Raw genomic sequence first — 20395 nt, 5'->3', positions numbered from 1 at the left:
CTCCCGGTCAGTCGGTCGCGGGGCCGCCGTACTGGAGCACGGTCTCGCCGTAGGTCTTGGTGCCGTCGTCCGCCCAGTCCTCGGGCCAGGAGAGCGGACGGGAGCGGCTCGAGCGCTCGATCACGACGAGCGCGTCGTCCGCGAGCGCCGGGCGCAGCACGCGCAGCAGCTGCTCGAGCGCCTCGGTGGGCAGGTCGTAGGGCGGGTCGAGCATCACGAGCGAGAATCCCCCGTCGGCCGGCACACCGGCCTCCGCGAGCTGGGCCGCGACCTGTTCGCCCTTCCCGGTGCGCACCGTGCAGCGCGCTGAGAGGCCGAGTCGACCCGCGGTCGTGCCGAGCTGCCGCGCCGTCGGCCCGTGCATCTCCACCATCAGCGCCGACTCCGCGCCGCGCGAGAGCGCCTCGAAGGCGAGCGCCCCGGTGCCGGCGAACAGGTCGAGCACCCGCGCGCCGCGCAGGGCGTCCCAGCCCTCGAGCCGGGAGAAGAGCGCCTCGCGGACCCTGTCGGAGGTGGGACGCGTGCCCTTCCCCGGAGGGCCGGGGATGGTCCGCCCGCCCAGCTCGCCGGCGATGATGCGCGGCATCTCAGCTCCTCTCCACGTTCGGGTCCGCGTCGCGCAGGCGGCGCTCCACGGCCGCCGCGAGCTGCGGATGGTCCTCGAGGTCGACATCGCCCGCGACCAGGTCGAAGGCGATGCCCCGTGCTCGCGCGATGATCTTCTCGTCGCGCAGCACGTCCAGATGCTCCAGGGTGCGGTGCAGACCGGACTGCTCCTCCCCCACCAGATCGCCCGTCCCGCGGCGGCGCATGTCGATCTCGGCGAGCTCGAACCCGTCGGTCGTCGCGGCGATCTTCGCGAGCAGCTCGGAGGTCTCCGATCCGTGCGGCATGCGGGTGTCGAAGAAGGCGATGCCCGGGTGCTCGCCGCGGCCGATGCGGCCGCGCAGCTGGTGCAGCTGGGAGATGCCGAAGCGCTCGGCGTCCATCACGACCATCACGGACGCATTGGAAAGGTCCACGCCCACCTCGATGACGGTCGTCGCGACCAGGAGATCGAGCTCGCCTGCGACCATGGCGTCCATGACCTCCTGCTTCTCCTGAGCGGAGAGCCGGCCGTGCATGACGCCGATGCGCGCGCCGTGCAGCTGGGGCCGACGGGCCAGGCGCTCGGCCGTCTGGGTGACTCCGCGCGGCTCGAGGCCCGGGTGGGTGCCGCTGGGGAGGTCCTCGAACACCTCGCCCATGATCTCGACATCCGCCGTCTCCTCGCGCTCGTCGATCCGCGCGCAGACCACGAACGCCTGGCGGCCGGCGCCGATCTCCTCGGCGGTGCGCGCCCACATGCGGGATTCCCACGCCGGGTCCTCCTCGTGGACGACGTGCGTGGTGATGCCCGGGCGGCCGCCGGGGCTCTGGGTGAGGCTGAGGACGTCGAGGTCCCCGGCGGTCGCGAGCGCCGCGGTGCGCGGGATGGGCGTCGCGGTCATGACGATGACGTGGGGGTTCTTGCCGTCGGCCCCCTTGGTGCGCAGCCGCCTGCGGTGGTCCACGCCGAAGCGGTGCTGCTCGTCGATCACGACGAGGCCGAGCGCCGCGTACTCGACCGACTCCGTGAGCAGCGCGTGGGTGCCGACGATGATGCCGGCCTCGCCGCTGGTGACGTCGAGCAGGGTGCGCCGACGGTCGGCGACGGACTGCGAGCCGGTCAGCAGGCGCACGCGCGTGGCGTCGGGGTGGGCGTGCATGTGGTCCGCGCGCCCCAGGTCGCCGAGGAGGTTGAGGATGGTGCGGTGGTGCTGCTCGGCGAGGACCTCGGTGGGGGCGAGGAGGACCGCCTGGTGGCCGGAGTCCACGGCCTGGAGCATGGCGCGCAGCGCGACCACGGTCTTCCCGGAGCCCACGTCCCCCTGGAGCAGCACGTTCGTGGGCCGCGAGCGCGCGAGCTCGTGGCGGATCGCCTCCCCGACCTCGGCCTGGCTCTCGGTGAGCGTGAAGGGCAGGCGCTCGTCGAGCAGGGGCTGCAGCGGGCCGCTCGCGCGGAGGGCGGGCGCGGGCGTGCGCGCGTCGAAGGCACGGCGCTGCGCGAAGATCGTCTGCAGGATGAAGGCCTCCTCGAAGACGAGGTGCCTCGTGCCGCGCTCGGTCTCGGCCATGTCCTGCGGGGTGTGGATGAGGCGCATGGCCTCGGGCAGCGTGGGCAGGTGCTCGGCCGCGCGCACGGTGGGCGGGAGGATCGTGGTGAGCTGGTCGGCGAACTCGACGGCCTTCTTGTAGGCCGAGCGCAGCGTGGCCTGCTTGGCCCTCTTGCGCAGTCGGTAGACGGGGACCGGCCGCATCAGCCGCGCCCGCGCCTCCGCACTGCCGTCGTACGGCTCGTAGCGGGGATTCGTGATCTGCGGGGCGCCCTGGTGGAAGCGGGCGTCGAAGTGGACCGTGCCGAACACGGCGATGCGGGTGCCGGGTGCGAGGTGCTCCTGGTGCCAGCGCACGATGTGGTCCTTGGGAAGGAAGAACGTGAGGGTGAGCTGTGCGTTCTCGTCGGCGACGCGGACCTCGAGGATCGAGCCGGGCCTGCGCTTCATGCGGCGTGCCTGCGAGCCGACGACACGCACGATCACCGTGGCGTCGTCCCCCTCGCGCAGCGCGCCCAGATCGCGCAGCTCGCCGGGGACGATGTAGCGCAGCGGGGTCAGGCGCAGCATGTCGTCGAGGTCCTCCGCGCCCTGCGCGCGGACGGCCCGCAGCTCCGCGGACGTGAGGAGCTCGGAGAGCTCGGGCACGCCGGAGGAGCGGCGCGACGCGCGCGCCGTGCGGCCCGTGCCGCTCGCGTCAGCGTTCATGGTGCGCTGTCCCTCTCCCCGTTCCCTGCCCTGCCCTGCCACTGGCTCCCGTTACCGGTCTTCGCCTGCACGGATGCGTGCGGGACAATGGTGCCACCTGCAGGGGGCGCTGTGTCTGAATCCACAGCGCGCGGCGCTCTCCGTGCTTCCGGCGCCCGGCAGCCGTGGGCTATGCTGTCGGGGTTGCCTTGCGCGACCGCTCTTCCTGTGGTCGACCACGGTATGCGAACCCTCCGACGATCGAGCGTCGGCCGGGGCGCGTCCGGCGGGCGAGGCACCCGCAACGATTCGATCTTCAGGAGACGACAGTGGCTTCCACGTGTGACATCTGCGCCAAGGGCCCGAGCTTCGGCAAGAGCGTGTCCCACTCGCACCGCCGCACCTCGCGCCGCTGGAACCCGAACATCCAGACCGTGCGCACCGTGATCAACGGCACCCCCACGCGCCTGAGCGTCTGCACCTCCTGCCTCAAGGCCGGCAAGGTGCAGAAGGTCGGCGCCTGAGCAGGACGCGCTCGGCCCTCGCGGCCAGGCCGTCCCTCGGGATTCCCCGTCGGAGCCCCCATCGGAGACGGTGGGGGATTCCGTGCGTCCGGGGCCGGTCCCATACGCCCGGCCCCGTACGCTGAGCCGATGCTCGACGCACTCGCTGACTATCGCGCGCTCCTCGCAGAGGAAGACGTCCGGGTCGCCGTGAGCGACCTCGACGGGGTCCTGCGCGTCTTCGACACGACCCCCTGGGCGGCGCTCGACGAGCAGCTCGGACTCCCCCCGGGCTCCGCCTTCCGCGCAGTGCTGCGCGACCCGCTGCTCGAGGATGTCACGCGCGGCCGCGCCACTCATGAGGCCTGGCGGGAGTCCATCCTCTCCACGCTCCGTGACCAGGGCGTCCCCGCCGCCCGGGCCCGCCGTGCCATCGGCACCTGGGCGGACGACCGCGGCCGGCTCGACACGGATGTCCTCGACCTGCTGGGGAGCGCGCAGCGGGAGGGGGTCGAGGTCTTCGTGCTCACCAACGGCACCGACCGGGTGCGCGAGGAGCTGGAGGAGCTGCTCGCGCACGAGGATCCCGCCCTTCCCACGCCGCGGCGTTTCGGGGATCTCCTCGATCCGCACGGGGAGCGGGTCCTGAACACGGCCGAGCTGGGCGAGGCGAAGCCCGATCCCGCCGCGTTCGCCCTCGTCCACGCGCGCATCGAACGGGTGCTCGGCCGCGCCGTCCCCCGCTGCTCCGTCGCCTTCCTCGACGACAGCGTCTCCCACACGGAGGGCGCGGAGGAGTTCGGCTGGCGGGCGGTCCGACTGCGTCGGGCGTGAGCGCGCCGCCGAGCTCCTCCGCGAGGCGCCCCGTGTCGCCTCAGGCGAGCGCGGGCAGCCCCAGGTTCTCGCGCAGCGTCGTCCCCGAGTACTCGGTCGGGTAGACGCCGCGCTCCTGGAGGCGCGGCACGAGCTCGTCGACGATGTCGTCGAGGCCACCGGGGATCAACCACGGGGTGATGTTCAGTCCGTCGATCGCTCCCCACCGGGCGTACTCGGCGAGCTGCTCGGCGACCGCGTCGTAGGAGCCGGTGAAGCTGCTGCCGCGCGAGCCCTGGCGCGAGCGCGCGAACTCGAGGATCGACAGCCCCTTCTGGGCGGCCTCCTCCCGCCAGGCGCGCGTCAGCTCCTGGGCCTTCTCGAACTGGAAGCCGGCACCGCGGGTGACACCGGACTCGACGACGAGCGGATCCACGTCGGGCAGCGGCCCGTCGGGGTCGTAGGCGGTGAGGTCGCGGCCCCAGTACTGCTCGAGCAGGGCGATCGCCTGCTGCGGGCCCACCTGCTGCTCGCGCACCCAGCGCAGCTTGTCCTCAGCCTCGGCGTCGGTCGCGGCCAGGATGAACTCGGCCCCCGGGAAGATCTGCACGGACTCGGCCGAGCGGCCCGCGGCGAGCGTGCGCTCGACGATGTCATGGCGGAAGTCGATCGCCCGCTCGAGGTCGCCGAAGGGCGAGAAGATGACGTCGGCCGTGCGGGCGGCGAAGTCGCGCCCCTGCGGGGAGACGCCGGCCTGGAAGAGCACGGGCTCGCCCTGGCGCGAGCGCGGCAGTCTCCCGCTCGCGCGGACGTGGTAGTGGCGTCCCTCGTGGTCCACGTCCTCCCCGCGCCAGATCCGTCGCGCGACGTCGACGAAGGCCTCGGCGTGCTCGTACCGCTCGGCGTGGTCGATGTAGCCGCCGCGGCGGAAGTTCTCCCCGGTCCAGGCGTTGTCGGTGGTGACGATGTTCCAGGCGGCGCGGCCGTCGCTGAGCAGGTCGAGGCTCTGCAGGCGACGGGCGAGGTCGACCGGGTCGTTGTACGTGGTGTTCTGGGTGGCGACGAGGCCGATCTGCGTCGTGATCGAGGCGAGCGCCGCGAGCAGGGTCTGCGCGTCGGGGCGTCCCGCGACGTCGAACTCGAGCGGCACTCCCTGGTGCTCGCGCAGGCGCAGCCCCTCCCCCAGGAAGAAGGCGGAGAACACGCCGCGCTCGGCGGTCGTGATGAGGCGCTCGAAGGACTCCCAGGCGACCTGGTCGCCGGCGCCGGGCGCCCGCCACGCGGTCGAGGAGTTCACGCCCTGGAAGAAGACCCCCAGGCGGATGGTGCCGCTCGGGGTGTGCGCGGCGTGGATGGGGTGGTCCGTGTCGGCGGGAGAGGCTGCGGCTCCGGCGGTGGTCTGCTCGGCGGTGGTGCTGCTCATCGAGCGGTCTCCTTCTGGGCGGTGCGGGCGCGGTCCGAGCGGCGCGCGGGGTCGATGGTGACGTCGGGGCGCGGGAGCCCGAACTGCTCGCGCAGGGTGGCGCCGGCGCTCGGGGCCGGGGCGATGAGTCCGTCGGCGCGCAGCTGGGCGGCGGCGTCGGCCACGCGCGAGGCGAGCTCCGCGGGCCGGAACGCATCCTCGCCCGCCTCGGTCGGGTGCGACTGCGCGTCGTCGTCCGCGGGATCCTGCTGGCCGAGCAGTCCGACGAGCCGCACGAGGCGCGGCGTGCTCGGGGCGGCACTCGCTGCGGCCGTGTCCGCGGCCTGCGGGTCGAGCTCGGCGCCGACGATCCCGGCCGCGCCGAGCGCCTCGCGGACCGCGCCCGCGATCTCCTGCGCGGTCGCGTCCGGGTCGAGCACGACGTCGACGGCGCGGCCGTCGGCCAGCTGCTCGGCGACCGTGTCGCCGACCGCGGCGCGGTCAGCGTCCGCCACGAGCACCGGCAGCAGGCCCTGCGGGGAGCGGGGGGTGATGGAGGGGCCGCGCACGGAGAAGGTCTCCCCCTCGAAGTCGACGTACTGCAGCTTCGCGGCGTCGACGTAGACGCCGGTCTCGGCGTCGCGCACCACGGCGTCGTCGCTCCAGGAGTCCCAGACCAGGCGGGCCACGGTGACGACGTCCGAGGTCTCGCGGCGCGCCGCCTCGGGGTCCAGCGCCTCGCGTCCGACGACGTGGGCGGCCTCGTCGTCGGTGCGGGTCTCGACGAGCCAGCCGGCGCGGCCGCCGCTGATGTGGTCGAGGCTCATGAGCTGGGTGGCCAGGTGGAAGGGCTCGACGTCCACCGCGTCGGTGCGGACCACGAGCGACAGGGTGCGGGTGAGCGGGGCGAGGTGGGAGGCGACGTGGATCGGGTGGAGGTCGCCGCGCTCGGCGTCGCCGCTGATGCTGAGGGCGCCGAGGCCGGCCGCGTCGAGCGCCCGCGCGAGGTCTCGCACGGCCCCCAGCCGAGCGGGCGTGCTCGGCAGGTCGACGGTCAGGACGGGCGGTGTGGTCATCACGGGTTCTCCTTGGTGTGTGCGCGGCTCTCGGTCACCGCTTCTTCGGACAGTCCCCAGCGGTCCAGGACCTTCGCGTAGGTGCCCTCGTCGATCGTGGCCTGGAGGGCCTTCGCGTAGACCTCGGCGATCCCGGTGCCGCGCGTGAACGTCGCGGCGACCAGGGTCTTGCCGGGCGAGAGCTCGTCGATCTTCCCCTGCGTCTCGACGTCGTCCCGGGTGGAGGCCACGTAGCTCATGGTCTCGTAGGGGGCGAAGTAGGCGTCGATGCGTCCGGCGCCGAGGGCGAGCAGCACGTCGGCATCGCTCGAGAAGTTCTTGAGCTCGGCCGGGTCCTTGCCGTCCTTCTGCAGGTCCTCGTTCCAGCGCATGAGCAGGGCCTCCTGGTTGGTCCCGTTGCCCACGGCGATCACGCGCCCGCTCACGGAGTCGGGCTCGCCGAGCCCGAGGCCGGCGCCCTTCTTCACGAGGAACGTCATGAAGGCGCGTCGGTAGGAGGCGAAGTCGAACGTCTCCAGGCGCTCGTCGTTGATGCCGACGTTGGAGTGGACGACCTCGAACTCGCCGGCCTTCAGCTTGAGCGGCCAGTTCTCCCAGCTGGTGATCCTCAGGTCCAGGTCGAGGCCCAGCTTGTCGGCGGCGAGCTGGGCGATGTCGGGCTCCGACCCGATGGGGGTCTTGTTGTCGTCGGCCATGAAGCACAGCGGCGGCCCGCCCACCACGGTGGTCGCGACGGTGAGCCTGCCGTCCTTGCGGAAGGACTCGGGCACGGCCTTCGCGAGCTTCTCGTCGACGGACGTGCGGATCCTCTTCTGCGTGCCGGAGGTGTCGATCGGCGAGGAGCCGCCCGAGCCGCCGTCGGAGGATCCTCCGTCGGAGCCGCCCGAGCCCGCCGCGCTGCTCACCGTGGTGGGATGGGCGCAGGCCGCGACCGCGGCGAGGACGGGCAGGGAGGCGGCTCCGGCGAGGAGCCGTCGGCGCGGGAGCCGGTGCCGAGCGGGGTCGGCGGGATGCTGGGTCATGGATTCTCCGGAGGGGGCGTGAGTGGTGTGCGGGCCGACGGGGCCCGGGTCGCGAAGGGTGCTCATGCGGCGTGGATGCGCTGCAGGAAGCCGCGGGTGCGCTCGTGGCGGGGCGCGCCGATGACCTGCTCGGGCGGTCCCTGCTCGACGATGCGTCCGCCGTCCATGAAGACGACGTGGTCGGCGACGTCGCGTGCGAAGGCGATCTCGTGCGTGACGATCAGCAGGGTGGTGCCGGCGCTCGCGAGATCGCGGATCACGGCGAGCACCTCCTCGACGAGCTCGGGGTCGAGCGCCGAGGTGGGCTCGTCGAACAGCAGCACCTTGGGGCGCAGGGCGAGGGCGCGGGCGATCGCGACGCGCTGCTGCTGGCCGCCGGAGAGCTGGCGCGGGTAGACGTCGGCCTTCGCGGCCAGGCCCACGGTCTCCAGGAGTTCGCGGCCGCGTGCGAGCGCCTCGCGCTTGGGGACGCCGAGCGCGCGCCTGGGCGCCTCCGCGACGTTCTGGAGCGCGGTCATGTGCCCGAACAGGTGGAACTGCTGGAACACCATGCCCACCTCGGTGCGCTGGCGCAGCACGTCCTTCTCGGAGAGTTCGAGCAGCAGGTCGTCGCGGCGGCGGTAGCCCATGATCTCGCCGTCGATCGCGACCACGCCGCGGTCCAGGGCCTCGAGGTGGTTGAGCGTGCGCAGCAGCGTCGACTTGCCCGAGCCGCTGGGGCCCAGGATCGCGGTGACCGTGCCGGGCTCGACGGTCAGGTCGATCCCGCGCAGCACCTCGAGGTCGCCGTAGGCCTTGTGGGCCGCGCGGACCTCGACGCGTCCCCCGCGGGGCGCCGTGACGGCGGCGGTCGACGTGGTGGTCTCGAGGGCGGTCATGCGCGCACCTCCGTGCTCTTCGAACGCAGGCCCGTGAGGTTCGCGCGCAGGCGCTGCAGCGGGGTGGGCGGCAGCGTGCGCACGGCTCCCTTCGCGAAGTGGCGCTCGATGTAGTACTGGGCGATGGACAGCAGCGAGGTGATGACGATGTACCAGAGGGTCGCGACCATGAGCATCGGCAGCACCTGCTGGGTGCGGCCGTAGATCAGCTGCACGGTGAAGAACAGCTCGGCGTGGGCGATCACGTAGACGATCGCCGTGCCCTTGACCAGGCCGATCACCTCGTTGAACGCCGAGGGCAGGATGGCGCGCATGGCCTGCGGGAGCACGATCCGCAGGTTGCGGTCGCGCGCGGGGATGCCGAGCGCGCTCGCGGCCTCGACCTGTCCGGCGTCGACCGAGAGGATGCCGCCGCGGATCAGCTCGGAGGCGTAGGCCGCCTGGTGCAGGCCCAGGCCCAGCACGGCGGCGACGAGCGGGGTCATCAGGTCGCTCGTGCGGGCGTCGAGAATGCTGAGGTTCGTGAATGGGACGCCCACCACGATGCGGTCGTAGAGGTAGCCGAGGTTGAACCAGATGAGCATCTGCACCAGCAGCGGCGTGGAGCGGAAGATCCAGGAGAACGTCCAGGACAGCCCCGAGGCCAGCCGCGAGTGGGAGAGGCGCATGAGCGCGAGCACGAGGCCCAGGCCGAAACCGAGCACGCCCGAGAGCACGGTGAGCTTCAGCGTCTCCCCGAGCCCGCGGATGATCGAGCGGGCGAGGAACCAGCTGCCCACCACGCCCCACTCCCACCGCGGGTTCAGGGCGATCGCGACGAGCGCAGCGAGCACGAGGACGCCCACGATGGTCACGACGGCGCGGCGCACCGGCCGACGCGCGGGGGCGACCCGCAGCCGCTCGATCCGGTCCGCTCCCAGGGCGTCGAGCGAGCGGCCCGCAGGAGCGCCGCCACCCTCGACCCCGTCGTCCTCCGGCCGGCCGGGCATGTCCGAGGCACAGGACTCCTCGCCGCTCGTGCGGAGCGTGCGGGATGCGGCGTCGCGTGCAGTGAGGGTCACGGCTGTGCCTTCCGGTCGTGGGTCTGGGGCGAGGGGGCCGGCGGTCGTCGGCTCCGGGATGACGTGGATCCGGTGGATCTGTGTGAACGCACGTAACACCCCTGTTGCAGTTATGGACCGTATAAGCGAGTCTTTAGTTGTGGCAAGCGGAGACGTCTCGACCGGACACATCACGACACAGAAGGGAGCGCCGATGAGCACGAGAAGCGCGCGGATCATCGTCGTGGGTGCCGGTCCGCGGCCCTCTGGCCTGCTGGAACGCCTCGGCGCGAACGCCGCGGTGTTCGCCGGCGCGCACGTGCGGATCGACCTCGTCGACCCCAGCACGCCGGGTGCGGGACGCATCTGGGACGCGCACGAGAGCCCGCTCCTGCTCATGAACTCCCGCGCGATGGACGTGACGATGTTCACGGACGAGGCGTCCAGCATCGACGGGCCGGTCCGCCCCGGCCCCTCCCTCGCGCAGTGGGCCGAGGGCATCCGCGAGGGCGGCATCGCGGCCCCGACGGCGGGCACCGAGCGCCTCGCGGAGATCGAGGCGCTCACTCCCGAGTCCTTCCCGAGCCGCCGCGTGCAGGCGCTCTACCTCGAGTGGGTGTTCGGGCGCGTGCTCGCGGACCTGCCCGAGAGCATCGAGGTGCGCATCCACCGCCGCCTCGCGACCGGCATCGAGCAGCACGACGCGTCGGCAGCGGGCGCCGCGGCACCCGGCTCGTCCTGGCGCGTCGCGCTCGACGACGGCACCTCCCTCTCGGCCGATCTCGTGCTCGTCACCGTCGGCCACACCGATGCCCACCCCACTCCTGCGCAGCGCGACCTCCTTGACTTCGCCGCCCGCCACGGCGGCGTCTACGCCTCGCCCTCGCACGCCGACGGCGTCGACCTGGCCTCGCTGGACGCGGGCCAGGACGTGATCCTGCGAGGCATGGGCCTCGGCGCGGTGGACCTCATCGCCCTGCTCGCCGAGGGCCGCGGCGGCAGCTTCTCCCCCGCTCCGCTCGCGGGCGACCCGGACCGGCTCTCGTACGAGCCCTCCGGGGAGGAGCCCGTGCTGTGGCTCGGCTCGCGCCGCGGCACCCCCTTCCACTCGAAGGTGCGCGGGGAGGACGTCCCCGCCGGGCCGTCCGAGCTCGCGCACCTGACGCCGGAGGCGCTCGACGCCGCCGAGGACGCCGAGGGCCACGTCGACTTCGAGCGCTCCGTGCTGCCCCTGGTCGCCGCCGAGATCCGCCATGCGGTCCCGGGCATCGCCCTCGGCCGCACGGACAGCGAGGGCTGGGATCTGCTCACCGCGCTCGACGACCCGCTGGTCGGGCTCTTTGGGAGCGACGGCGCCGCCCCCGACGACGCCGCCGAGGCGGCGCGCCGCACGCGCGACGTGCTCGTCGGCCACATCGAGAGCGACCTGCGCGAGCGCACCGGGGAGGATCCGACGCAGGCGCGCGCGCTCTTCCAGGTGCTGCTGCGCATCACCGGGGCGCTCGCCCGGCTGCTGCCCGCCGAGCGCCTCTCCCCCGCCTCGCGCGGCAGCTACCCGGGGCTGTGGCACTCCCTGTTCAGCTTCGTCTGCTCGGGTCCGCCGCCGCGTCGGCTCCAGCAGATCCTCGCCCTCGAACGCGCCGGCCTCGTCCACTTCCTCGGACCGCGCCTGCAGGTCACGACCGACGAGGAGACCGGCGAGTTCGTCGCCGAGGGCGCGGGCGGCGCACGGGTGCGGACCCGCGCGCTCGTGGACGCGTTCCTGCCCGCGCCCACGCTCGAGGGCTCCTCGAACTCCTTCCTGCGCCGCCTCGGCACGGACATCGGAGCGAGCGATCCTCATGCGCCGGGCCGTCTGCGCACCGACGGCGTGGGCCGGGTGCTCGACGCCGAGGGCGAGCCGGTCCCGGGGCTGTGGGCCGTCGGGCCCGCGACTTCCGAGTTCCCGCTCGGTGCCTTCGCCCGCCCCCGCACCGACGCCCCGGTCTTCCGGCGCAACGACGCCCTCGCCCGCACCCTGCTCGGAGAGGCGGAGGCCGTCGCCGCCGGCGCCGCGAGCACCGATGCCGACCATCCCGCGCACGACGTCGGCATCGTGGGCGCCGGCAAGATCGGCACCGCGATCGCGCGCCAGGCCGTGCGCAGCGGACTGCACGTGCACGTCGAGACCTCTCGCGACCCCCGCTCGCTGAGCGCGCGGATCCCGGGCGCCGTGGCCGGTCTGCGCACGCCCTGGGCCGGGGAGGTGGTCGTGCTGACCATGCCGTTCCACGCCGTCTTCGACCTCGATCCCGAACGCCTGCGCGGGGCGGTCGTCGTCGACGCGACGAACCCCTGGGGGCCCGAGGACCTCGCGGCGATCGAGGAGGCCCGCGCGCGCTTCGGCGCCGACCTCTCGAGCAGCGAGCTGGTCGCGGCGCACCTGCCCGCGAGCCGCGTCGCCAAGGCCCTGAACCACATCGGCTACCACGACGTCGAGGACCATCCGCGGCCGGCCGGGGCGAGCGATCGCCGTGCCCTCGCGATCGCCTCGGACGACGAGGTCGCGGCCACCCGCGTCGCGGCGCTCCTGGACCGGCTGGGATACGACGCGGTGCTCGTGGACGGGCTGGGCCAGGCCCGCCACCTCGAGCCCGACGGCGCCGTCTTCGGCTCCCACGCCTCGCGCGATGTGCTCACCGCGGCCCTCGAGGCGGCCGACGCCGCAGTGCTCACCGCCGCCTGAGCCGGGCCCGCGCGGCGCAGGGTTCGGGCATGCTGTGCCCATGACCGCCTCCGCACCGACCATCCTCGCGACCAGCGCCGGCTACGTCCCCCACCCGCGCCTGCGTTTCGCCTTCGGGCCGATGATGCGCCTGGCGACCGAGCTCGCCGCCGAGGACGGATGGCACGACCCGTCCGGCCCACCGCGCATCTGCAACGTCTCGACCGCCTCCGGCGATGACGCGCGCTTCCAGAGGGACATGGAGGAGGCCGCCCGCAACGCCGGCTACGAGCTGCACCACCTCTCGCTGTTCTCCACGCCCAACGTCGCGGACATCCCCGCCTACCTGCGCTCCTTCGACGTGATCTGGGTGAACGGCGGCTCCGTGGTCAACCTGCTCGCGGTGTGGCGGGCGCACGGCCTGGACCGCGTGATGCTGCAGCTGTGGGAGGAGGGCGTGGTGCTCGCGGGCGTCTCCGCGGGATCGATCTGCTGGCACACGGGCGGGGTGACGGACTCCTTCGGTCCCGACCTCGCTCCGGTGACCGACGGCCTGGGTCTGCTCCCGTGGGCGAACGGCGTGCACTGCGACACGGAGGAGGCGCGGATGCCTCTGCTGCGGCGGCTCGTGGCCGAGGGGACGCTCGGCGAGACGCTCTGCACAGACGACAGCACGCGATTGCTGTATCGCTCGCAACAGCTGGAAGAGGCTGTCAGCGAGAAGGAGGGTGCGAGGGTCCGCAGACTCCATCGGGAGCACTCGACGGGCGCTCTCATCGAGGAGGACCTGCCCGTGCGACTGCTCGACGGAGCGCTCCCGGCCGGACCCTCCTGAGGCCTCAGCGCCGACGGGCCCGGCGGCCTCCCCACAAGGAGGCCGCCGGGCCCGTCGGACGAGGGCGCACGAGGCGCCGTGCGCGGCGGTCGATCACCGACCGCCGCGCGGGTCGGGGCTCAGACGCCGACCGGCGCGTCCTCGAAGGTCGCGGTGTCGATCACGGCGCGGAAGTAGACCTCGCCGTTGACCACGCGGTCGTAGGTCGCGTCGACCTCGTCGACCCCGATGACCTCGATCTGGGCGCCGATGCCGTGCTCGGCGCAGAAGTCGAGCATCTCCTGGGTCTCGGCGATGCCGCCGATGTTGGAGCCGGCGAGCACCTTGCCGCCGCCGATGAGCGCACCGAAGTGCAGCGGCTGCGCGGCCGGCGGGAGGCCGACGACGGCCATCACGCCGTGCGGCTTGAGCAGCCGCAGGTAGCTGTCGACGGGGATGTCGGCGCTGATCGTGTTGAGGATCAGGTCGAACTCGCCGCGGTGCTCCTCGTAGAAGCCGTCCTCGGTGGTCGGGAGCATGCGGGTAGCGCCCAGATCGATCGCGAGCTGCTCCTTCTTGCGCGAGCGCGAGAGCACGGTGACCTCGGCGCCCATGGCCGCCGCGAGCTGGACGCCCATGTGGCCGAGGCCGCCGAGGCCCAGCACGGCGACCTTCTTGCCCTCGCCGACGCCCCAGCGGGCGAGCGGGGCGTAGGTCGTGATGCCGGCGCACAGCAGCGGGGCGGCGACGTCGAAGTCGAGGCCGTCGGGGATGCGGCACACGAAGCGCTCGTCGACGACGACCTTCTGCGAGTAGCCGCCCTGGGTGATGGTGCCGTCGACGTCCTTGACGTTGTAGGTGCCGACGCTGCCGTTCAGGCAGTCCTGCTCCTGGCCGGCGAGGCACTGCTCGCACTCGCCGCAGGAGTCGACCATGCAGCCCACGCCGACGCGGTCGCCCACGGTGTACTTCGTGACCTGGTCGCCGACGGCGGAGACGACGCCCGCGATCTCGTGGCCGACGGTGAGCGGGAAGTGCGCTTCGCCCCACTCGTTGCGGATGGTGTGGATGTCGCTGTGGCAGATGCCGGCGGCCTTGATGTCGATGACGACATCGGTGGGCCGGGGGTCGCGACGCTGGATCTCGGCGACCTTGTAGGGCTGGTCGGGGCCGGTCTTCTGCAGGGCCTTGACGGTGAAGGGCACGGTCGTCTCCTCGGAGCTCGGGTGCGGATGGATGCCCGCCGGGACGTCCGGAGCGATGCTCCGGCATGGGGTGCGATCTCGAGGACGCACCCCCGCGGCGGGCGACCCGACCAGCGTAGTCCCGCAGGTCCCCGCGTGATCGGCCGACGAGATTCTCCAGACACTCAGGAATGACGGCGACCACCTGGCGTCCGCCCCGGCGCGGCGTGGCGGTGTCGCTTCGCCCGCACGGCACGGTGCCCGGGCGCTGTGGAGAGGGTGCTCAGTCCGGCGCGCCCTCGAGGATCTCGCCGCGACCGGGCATCCCGCAGGGCAGCACGAAGGGCACGGGCACGGTGCGCTCGATGTCGAGCCCCTCCATCGCCTGCAGGTGGAGGTGGGGCTCCATGCTGTTGCCCGAGTTGCCGCACGACGCGAGCACGTCGCCCGTGCGGACCGTTTCCCCGGTGCGGACCCGGATGCTCCCGCGCCGCAGGTGGCAGAGCGCGACGAACACCCGTCCGCGGTGCGGGTCCTCCGTCGCGATCACCACATGGTTGCCCGCCAGGCCGTTCCAGCCCTCGGCGGCGCGACGGCCCTGCGTGAGCGCGTATCCGATCGAGGCGAGCCCGCGGTGCGCGGCATGATCGACCTCCCCGTCGTGGGCCTTCACGACGCGGCCCTCGCACGGAGCGAGCACGTCCTGCCCGAATCCGGGGAAGCGCTCGGGAGGCTCGGGACCGAGCAGGGCGCCGGCGTCGAAGGGGCCCGTGCGGGAGTCCGCCCCCACGGGCACCAGGTCCAGCGCGAGGGCGGTCGCGAAGCGCTCGGTGCCGTGGCTCGGGACGCGGTCGGCCGGGGAGTTCCGCGGGGTCCATCGGCCGCGCAGTGGATGGGCGAGACGCAGCGGAGGCACGACCTCCGCGCGCTCCGCCCGCCCGTCAGCGCGGCGCTCCGGCATCGGGGTCGCTCAGCCGACCTGCTGGAGGCGGACGATGTTGCCCGCCGGGTCGCGCAGCGCACAGTCGCGCGGTCCCCAATCCTGGTCGGTGGGCTCCTGGATGACGTCGGCGCCGGCGGCCTCGATGCGTGCGAACTCGGCGTCGACGTCGTCGGTGGACAGCAGGACCATGGCGAAGACGCCCTTGGCCATGAGGGAGGCGACGGCGGCGCGCTCCTCGTCGGTCGCGGCAGGGTCGACGACCGGCGGAGCGAGGACGATCGAGACGGACTCATCGTCCTTCGGGCCGACGGTGATCCAGCGCATGGCGCCCTGGCCGACGTCGAGCCTGACGTCGAAGCCGATCACGTCGCGCCAGAAGGCGAGGGACGCGTCGGGGTCGGTGTGCGGGAGGAAGGAGGTGCGGATGCCGATGCTCATGGCCCCATTGTGCGCGCGGGGGTTGCGGGGCCGCTTCTCGATTCCTGATCGGGTGCGTCCGTCCCGGCTGTCCCTGCGGTACCGGCCGAGGGGTTCCGACGGGGCCTGTGGATCGCCATCTGCACACAGGACGGGATGCCGGGCGTGCCCTGCACCTGCGCGCGGTACGCGCTGGGCGCGACGCCGCCGAGCTCGCTGAAGCGCAGGCTGAAGGTGCCGAGGGACCCGAATCCCACGGCGAAGCACACGTCGGTCACGCTCATGTCGCCGCGCCGCAGCAGCATCATCGCCCGCTCGACGCGGCGTGTCATGAGGTAGCGGTACGGCGGTTCCCCGAAGGCCTCGCGGAACCGGCGGGCGAGATGGCCCGCGGACATGTGGGCGCCGCGGGCGAGCTCCTCGACGTCCAGGGGCCGGTCGAACTCGCGATCGATGCGGTCGCGCACGGCGCGCAGGCGCGCGATCTCCGCGAGGCGGTCCTCCTGCGCGCGGTGGGTCATGCGCGGAACAGTAGTCGCCCGATGATCCGATCCCCCATGTGACGCACGGATCGCGCGCGCCGCGGGCGGGCACTGTGCATCGGCCCCCGGCAGTGGCAGGATGTCCGCTCGTGGTCACTGAACCAGGCCGTGCCCCGCATCCTCGCGGGAGCATCACCCCCGCAGCCGCCCCGTCGGCCGAGTCCCCTTCCACGGCAGATGCCCCGAGCACAGGGGCGCCCGGCGCGGACGCCCCGAGCGCGACCCCATCGGACGCCGATTCCTCGGACCCCGCCACGCGTATGTCCCCCGGCACCGCCTCGACTCCCCCGCCGGATCGCCCTCGACGCTCGCGTCGGGCCGTGCTCGATCCCGACGGCCGACCCCGCCGCCGCCAGCCCGTCGCAGCCCTCATGCTCGGCGCCGCGGGCGTCGTGTTCGGCGACATCGGCACGAGCCCCCTGTACTCCCTCCAGACCGTCTTCAGCACCCACCACAACTCCGTCGCCCCCACCGAGCAGGACGTGCTCGGCGTGATCTCGATGATCGTGTGGTGCCTGATCCTCATCGTCACGGTCACCTACGTGGGCGTGATCCTGCGCGCCGACAACCAGGGCGAGGGCGGCATCCTCTCCCTCGCGAACCTCATCCAGCGCAAGCTCGGCAGGCGCTCCACGCAGGCGTCGATCGCCCTGATCCTCGCGATCATCGGCGCGACCCTCTTCTACGGCGACTCCGTGATCACCCCCGCGATCTCCGTGCTCAGCGCCTTCGAGGGCCTGCAGGTCGCGAACCCGGCGCTGGGCGCCTGGGTGGTGCCCGCGGCGGTCGTGGTCCTCACCGGGCTCTTCCTCGTGCAGCGGTGGGGAACGGGCGCGATCGGGAAGGCGTTCGGGCCGATCATGGTGTGCTGGTTCCTCGCGATCGCCGCGCTGGGCCTGCCGCACCTGCTCTCGGACCTCTCGATCCTCCGCGCCGTCTCCCCCAGCTATGCGATCGTCTTCGCGCTGGACCGGCCCGTGGTCGCGTTCATCGCGATGGGCGCCGTGGTCCTCGCGATCACGGGCGCGGAGGCCCTCTACGCCGACATGGGCCACTTCGGCCGGCGTCCGATCGCCCTGGCGTGGCTGTGCCTGATCCTGCCCTCCCTGCTCATCTGCTACTTCGGGCAGGGCGCGCTGATCCTCTCGGACCCCTCGGCGATCGCCAGCCCGTTCTTCCGCCTCGCCCCGTCGTGGGCGCGGATCCCGCTCGTGGTGCTCGCGGCCATGGCCACGGTCATCGCCTCCCAGGCGGTCATCTCCGGTGCCTTCTCGGTCTCCCGGCAGGCGACCCGGCTGGGCCTGCTGCCGCGGCTGAAGGTCCTGCAGACCTCGAGGGTCCACGGCGGACAGATCTACCTGCCGGTGGTGAACCTCTTCCTGTTCCTGGGCGTGCTCACCCTGGTGCTCGCCTTCCGCTCCTCGGAATCGCTGGCCTCGGCCTACGGGCTCTCGGTGACGGGCACGCTGATGCTCGAGCTGTCCCTGTTCCTCCTGCTCGCGCTGCGCGTGTGGAACTGGCCGCTGTGGCGCGTGGTCCTCATGGCCGTGATCGTGGGCGGCCTGGAGCTCGCCCTGTTCGCGGGCAACGTCATCAAGGTCGCCTCGGGCGGCTGGCTGCCCCTGGTCATCGCGGCCGCGCTGCTCGTGGTCATGCTGACGTGGCGGCGCGGAGCGCGCGAGTACTTCGGCAGGCGCCACGCCCTCGAGGGGCCGATCGACGAGTTCGTGCGGGAGATCCGCGAGAAGCACGTCCGACGGGTCCCGGGCCTCGCCGTCTACCCGCACGGCGATCCGTCGACAGTCCCGCTCGCGCTGCGCTCGAACCTCCGGTTCAACCGGATGGTGCATCGCAACGTCGTCATCATCACGATCCGCAACGTGGGGGTCCCGCACGTGCTGCACGATGCCCGCGTGCAGGTCAGCGACCTCGGCGATCCGCACGACGGCATCGTCCACGTCACCTACAAGGTGGGCTTCAACGATTCGCAGGACCTTCCCGCGGCGCTGACGGAGGCCGTGGGACTCTCCCCCGAGCTGCGCGTGGACCCGAGGAAGGCGACCTACTTCCTGTCCGTGTTCCGCATCGAGCCCGGCGAGGACCGCTGCATGCCGCGCTGGCAGAAGGGCCTGTTCCGCCTCCTCGAGAAGTTCTCCGCGAACAAGACCCATGCCCTGCACCTGCCGCCCGAGCGCACCGTCGTGATGGGCGCCGAAGCGCAGGTCTGAGAGGCCGGACCGCCGACGGTTCACCCGGCCGCCGAGGGTTCAGAGGGCGGCCTTGCCGAACCTCCAGTAGCCGGTGAACTCGATGCGCTTCTTGGGCACGTCGTGCGCGACCAGGTGGCGGCGCCCCTCGGCCACGAGCGCCTGTTCGCCCGCGAGGTACGCCTGCAGCTCGGCCCCGCGCGCCGGTCGCAGCTCGCGCAGCGCCTCGAGGGCGACCACACCGGGGCGGTCGTGCGGGTCGGCGCGCGGGATCCAGCGCACCTCCACGTTCGCCGGGGCCTCGTGGGGCTGCTCGTCGGCCGCCTCGGGGATCTCGAGGATCGCGGTGCCGCTCGTGCTGCGCGGCAGGTCGCGCAGGATGCCGAGGATCGCGGGCAGCGCGGACTCCTCGCCGACGAGCAGCACGGAGGACGCGTCCGCCAGGTGGTCGAATCCCCGACCCTGGTCGATCATCATCACCTGCTCGCCCTCGCGCGCCCGTCGCGCCCAGGGGCCGGCGATCCCTTCGTCGCCGTGGGAGACGAAGTCGATGTCGAGCTCTCCGTCCTCGGCGCGCGGCTCGCGGATCGTGTAGCTGCGCACGGGCGGGCGCTTCCCCGAGCTCGTGGTGAGGTACTTCAGCGCCCCGGCGAGGCCGAAGCCCTCGGGCACGCGCGAATAGTCGGTCCCGCCCTCGGGGTGCGGCAGGAAAAGCCGCACCCACTGGTCGAAGCCGTGGGCGGGGATCGTGGACACGTCCTCACACTGGAGGGTCACGCGGATCATGTGCGGGCTGACCTGTGCGGTGCGGGCCACCCGCGCGAGATGGTGCCCGCGGAAGCGGCGTGCGTCGGTGAACGCCATGGGCAGTGGCCCTCCTCGGTGCGTCGGGCCGGCGATCGACCCGTGGTGAGGTGAGCCTATCCGAAGTGATCGAACCCGAGATCGGCGAGCACTGTGCCGTCGAGCACCACGCCGCTCTCCTCCCCCGGCGCGAGAGCGCGCACGCGGCCGATCCGCCGAAACCCCGGGGGGACCTCGCCCTCCTCGAAGGTCGCCAGGAGGGCATGCTCCTCCCCGCCGCCCAGCACCCACTGCCAGGGGTCGGTGCGCTCCGCGAGGAGATCCGCAGCAGGTGCGAGGGCGGCGGCATCGGCCGCGAGCACGGCCCGGTCCAGGTCGAGGACCACGCCGCTCGCCCGTGCGATGCGGCCGCCGTCGCGGGCGAGTCCGTCGGACACGTCGAGCATGGCTCGGGCGCGCCCGGGGCAGGTCGTCCAGCCCGGGGCGATCTCGGGACCCGGTGCGTCGTGCCAGGCCACGAGGCCTTCAGGAGTCATGTCAAGACCGGCGGCGCGGGGCGCCCCGTCGGCAGAGTCCCCGTCTGCGGAGTCCCTGTCGGTCGAGCTCCCGGCGGCCGAGATCCTCCCGACGAGCTCCTCGCCCCGGCCCGCGAGCACGAGCGCGAGGCCGGCGGCGGAGCGGCCGATCAGCGGGCTGCCGAGGGCGAGCACCTGGCCCGGGCGTGCTCCGTCCCGTCGGATGGGCACCTGTCCCTCCGGGAGGGCGCCGACCGCGGTGACGGTGATGGAGAGGGCGTCGGCTGCGCCGAGGTCACCGCCCACGACGCTCACTCCCTCGCGTGCGCAGCGCTCGGCGAGACCGCGGCTGATGCCCTCGAGCAGCTCCGAGGGGGTCTCGCGCGGGGCGGAGACGGAGACGACGACGGCCTGCGGGCGTGCGCCCATGGCGGCGACGTCGGCGAGGTTCTGCACCGCGGCCTTGCGGCCGATCCACTCCGGACGGGTCGCGCGCAGCAGGAAGTCGTGCCCCTCGGTGAGGGTGTCGGTCGTGATGACCAGACGCGGGGAGGCCAGGCGCACCACGGCCGCGTCGTCCCCGGGTCCCAGCTCCACGTCGGAGCCCTGGGCGAGCCCGGGGGTGATCCGGGCCAGGAGGCCGGACTCGGTGAGGTGCTCGATGCGCGTCATGCCCCCAGTGTGCCCGAGGTCAGGCCCGATATCCTCG

Annotated in this window: 18 protein-coding genes; 5 read left to right on the top strand and 13 right to left on the bottom strand. The window is 73.0% G+C overall.

Annotation, left to right across the window (positions count from 1 at the left end):
• Positions 1–7: 7 nt before the first annotated feature.
• Positions 8–586, bottom strand: coding sequence for a 16S rRNA (guanine(966)-N(2))-methyltransferase RsmD (rsmD, locus tag Bra3105_RS01280; RefSeq protein ID WP_228358290.1), 579 nt, complete (start codon positions 584–586; stop codon positions 8–10).
• 1 nt (position 587) lies between these two features.
• Positions 588–2843 carry an ATP-dependent DNA helicase RecG gene (locus Bra3105_RS01275; protein ID WP_228358289.1) on the bottom strand — a complete coding sequence of 752 codons (2256 nt, stop codon included), beginning with the start codon at positions 2841–2843 and terminating at the stop codon, positions 588–590.
• A gap of 308 nt (positions 2844–3151) precedes the next feature.
• On the opposite strand from Bra3105_RS01275, the gene rpmB reads away from it, so the two are divergent.
• On the top strand, positions 3152–3346 hold the full coding sequence (gene rpmB, locus Bra3105_RS01270) for a 50S ribosomal protein L28 (RefSeq protein ID WP_152352778.1): 195 nt from the start codon (positions 3152–3154) through the stop codon (positions 3344–3346).
• 129 nt (positions 3347–3475) lie between these two features.
• Positions 3476–4159 (top strand): HAD family hydrolase, encoded by a 684-nt coding sequence (locus tag Bra3105_RS01265; RefSeq protein ID WP_228358288.1) that lies wholly within the window; start codon positions 3476–3478, stop codon positions 4157–4159.
• 40 nt (positions 4160–4199) lie between these two features.
• Here Bra3105_RS01265 and Bra3105_RS01260 read toward each other — a convergent pair whose 3' ends face one another.
• The 5 genes from Bra3105_RS01260 to Bra3105_RS01240 form a co-directional block, all read right to left on the bottom strand.
• A complete protein-coding gene (locus Bra3105_RS01260; RefSeq protein ID WP_228358287.1) occupies positions 4200–5561 on the bottom strand; it encodes an LLM class flavin-dependent oxidoreductase in 1362 nt (453 codons plus the stop codon).
• Positions 5558–6616, bottom strand: a complete 1059-nt coding sequence (locus tag Bra3105_RS01255) for an LLM class flavin-dependent oxidoreductase (RefSeq protein WP_228358286.1) — start codon at positions 6614–6616, stop codon at positions 5558–5560. The genes Bra3105_RS01260 and Bra3105_RS01255 overlap by 4 nt, the downstream gene beginning before the upstream one ends.
• Positions 6616–7638, bottom strand: coding sequence for a transporter substrate-binding domain-containing protein (locus Bra3105_RS01250; RefSeq protein WP_228358285.1), 1023 nt, complete (start codon positions 7636–7638; stop codon positions 6616–6618). Before Bra3105_RS01250 ends, Bra3105_RS01255 begins: the two co-directional genes overlap by 1 nt.
• A gap of 62 nt (positions 7639–7700) precedes the next feature.
• Positions 7701–8516 carry an amino acid ABC transporter ATP-binding protein gene (locus Bra3105_RS01245; protein ID WP_228358284.1) on the bottom strand — a complete coding sequence of 272 codons (816 nt, stop codon included), beginning with the start codon at positions 8514–8516 and terminating at the stop codon, positions 7701–7703.
• Positions 8513–9577, bottom strand: a complete 1065-nt coding sequence (locus Bra3105_RS01240) for an amino acid ABC transporter permease (protein WP_228358283.1) — start codon at positions 9575–9577, stop codon at positions 8513–8515. Before Bra3105_RS01240 ends, Bra3105_RS01245 begins: the two co-directional genes overlap by 4 nt.
• 193 nt (positions 9578–9770) lie before the next feature.
• On the opposite strand from Bra3105_RS01240, the gene Bra3105_RS18475 reads away from it, so the two are divergent.
• Together Bra3105_RS18475 and Bra3105_RS01225 are read left to right on the top strand one after the other, a co-directional pair.
• Positions 9771–12281: an FAD/NAD(P)-binding protein gene (locus tag Bra3105_RS18475; RefSeq protein ID WP_267062043.1), complete on the top strand. Its 2511-nt coding sequence runs from the start codon at positions 9771–9773 to the stop codon at positions 12279–12281.
• Between the two features lie 40 nt (positions 12282–12321).
• The gene (locus tag Bra3105_RS01225) at positions 12322–13095 is read left to right on the top strand and encodes a Type 1 glutamine amidotransferase-like domain-containing protein (RefSeq protein WP_228358282.1); all 774 of its coding nucleotides are present in this window, start codon (positions 12322–12324) and stop codon (positions 13093–13095) included.
• 119 nt (positions 13096–13214) lie between these two features.
• Here the strand turns inward: Bra3105_RS01225 and Bra3105_RS01220 are convergent, their stop codons facing one another.
• The 4 genes from Bra3105_RS01220 to Bra3105_RS01205 all read right to left on the bottom strand — a co-directional run bounded on the left by Bra3105_RS01220 (position 13215) and on the right by Bra3105_RS01205 (position 16139).
• Positions 13215–14279, bottom strand: coding sequence for an NAD(P)-dependent alcohol dehydrogenase (locus Bra3105_RS01220; RefSeq protein ID WP_228358281.1), 1065 nt, complete (start codon positions 14277–14279; stop codon positions 13215–13217).
• A 262-nt stretch (positions 14280–14541) separates the two neighbouring features.
• Positions 14542–15174 carry a M23 family metallopeptidase gene (locus Bra3105_RS01215; protein ID WP_228358280.1) on the bottom strand — a complete coding sequence of 211 codons (633 nt, stop codon included), beginning with the start codon at positions 15172–15174 and terminating at the stop codon, positions 14542–14544.
• Between the two features lie 54 nt (positions 15175–15228).
• Positions 15229–15639: a VOC family protein gene (locus Bra3105_RS01210; protein ID WP_228358279.1), complete on the bottom strand. Its 411-nt coding sequence runs from the start codon at positions 15637–15639 to the stop codon at positions 15229–15231.
• Positions 15636–16139 carry a helix-turn-helix transcriptional regulator gene (locus Bra3105_RS01205; RefSeq protein ID WP_228358278.1) on the bottom strand — a complete coding sequence of 168 codons (504 nt, stop codon included), beginning with the start codon at positions 16137–16139 and terminating at the stop codon, positions 15636–15638. The genes Bra3105_RS01210 and Bra3105_RS01205 overlap by 4 nt, the downstream gene beginning before the upstream one ends.
• Positions 16140–16480: 341 nt before the next feature.
• On the opposite strand from Bra3105_RS01205, the gene Bra3105_RS01200 reads away from it, so the two are divergent.
• A complete protein-coding gene (locus Bra3105_RS01200; RefSeq protein WP_228358277.1) occupies positions 16481–18388 on the top strand; it encodes a potassium transporter Kup in 1908 nt (635 codons plus the stop codon).
• 39 nt (positions 18389–18427) lie between these two features.
• On the opposite strand, the gene Bra3105_RS01195 is transcribed toward Bra3105_RS01200, so the two are convergent.
• Entirely contained in the window at positions 18428–19231 is an 804-nt protein-coding gene (locus tag Bra3105_RS01195; protein ID WP_228358276.1) for a siderophore-interacting protein, read from the bottom strand.
• A 56-nt stretch (positions 19232–19287) separates the two neighbouring features.
• Positions 19288–20358, bottom strand: a complete 1071-nt coding sequence (gene thiL, locus Bra3105_RS01190) for a thiamine-phosphate kinase (protein ID WP_228358275.1) — start codon at positions 20356–20358, stop codon at positions 19288–19290.
• Positions 20359–20395: the final 37 nt, after the last annotated feature.

Origin of the sequence: Brachybacterium halotolerans subsp. kimchii (assembly GCF_020792675.1) — a bacterium.
GTDB classification, from domain to species: Bacteria; Actinomycetota; Actinomycetes; order Actinomycetales; family Dermabacteraceae; genus Brachybacterium; species Brachybacterium halotolerans.
Note: the sequence above shows the minus strand (reverse complement) of the source record. Positions and strands in the feature narration are given on the sequence as shown.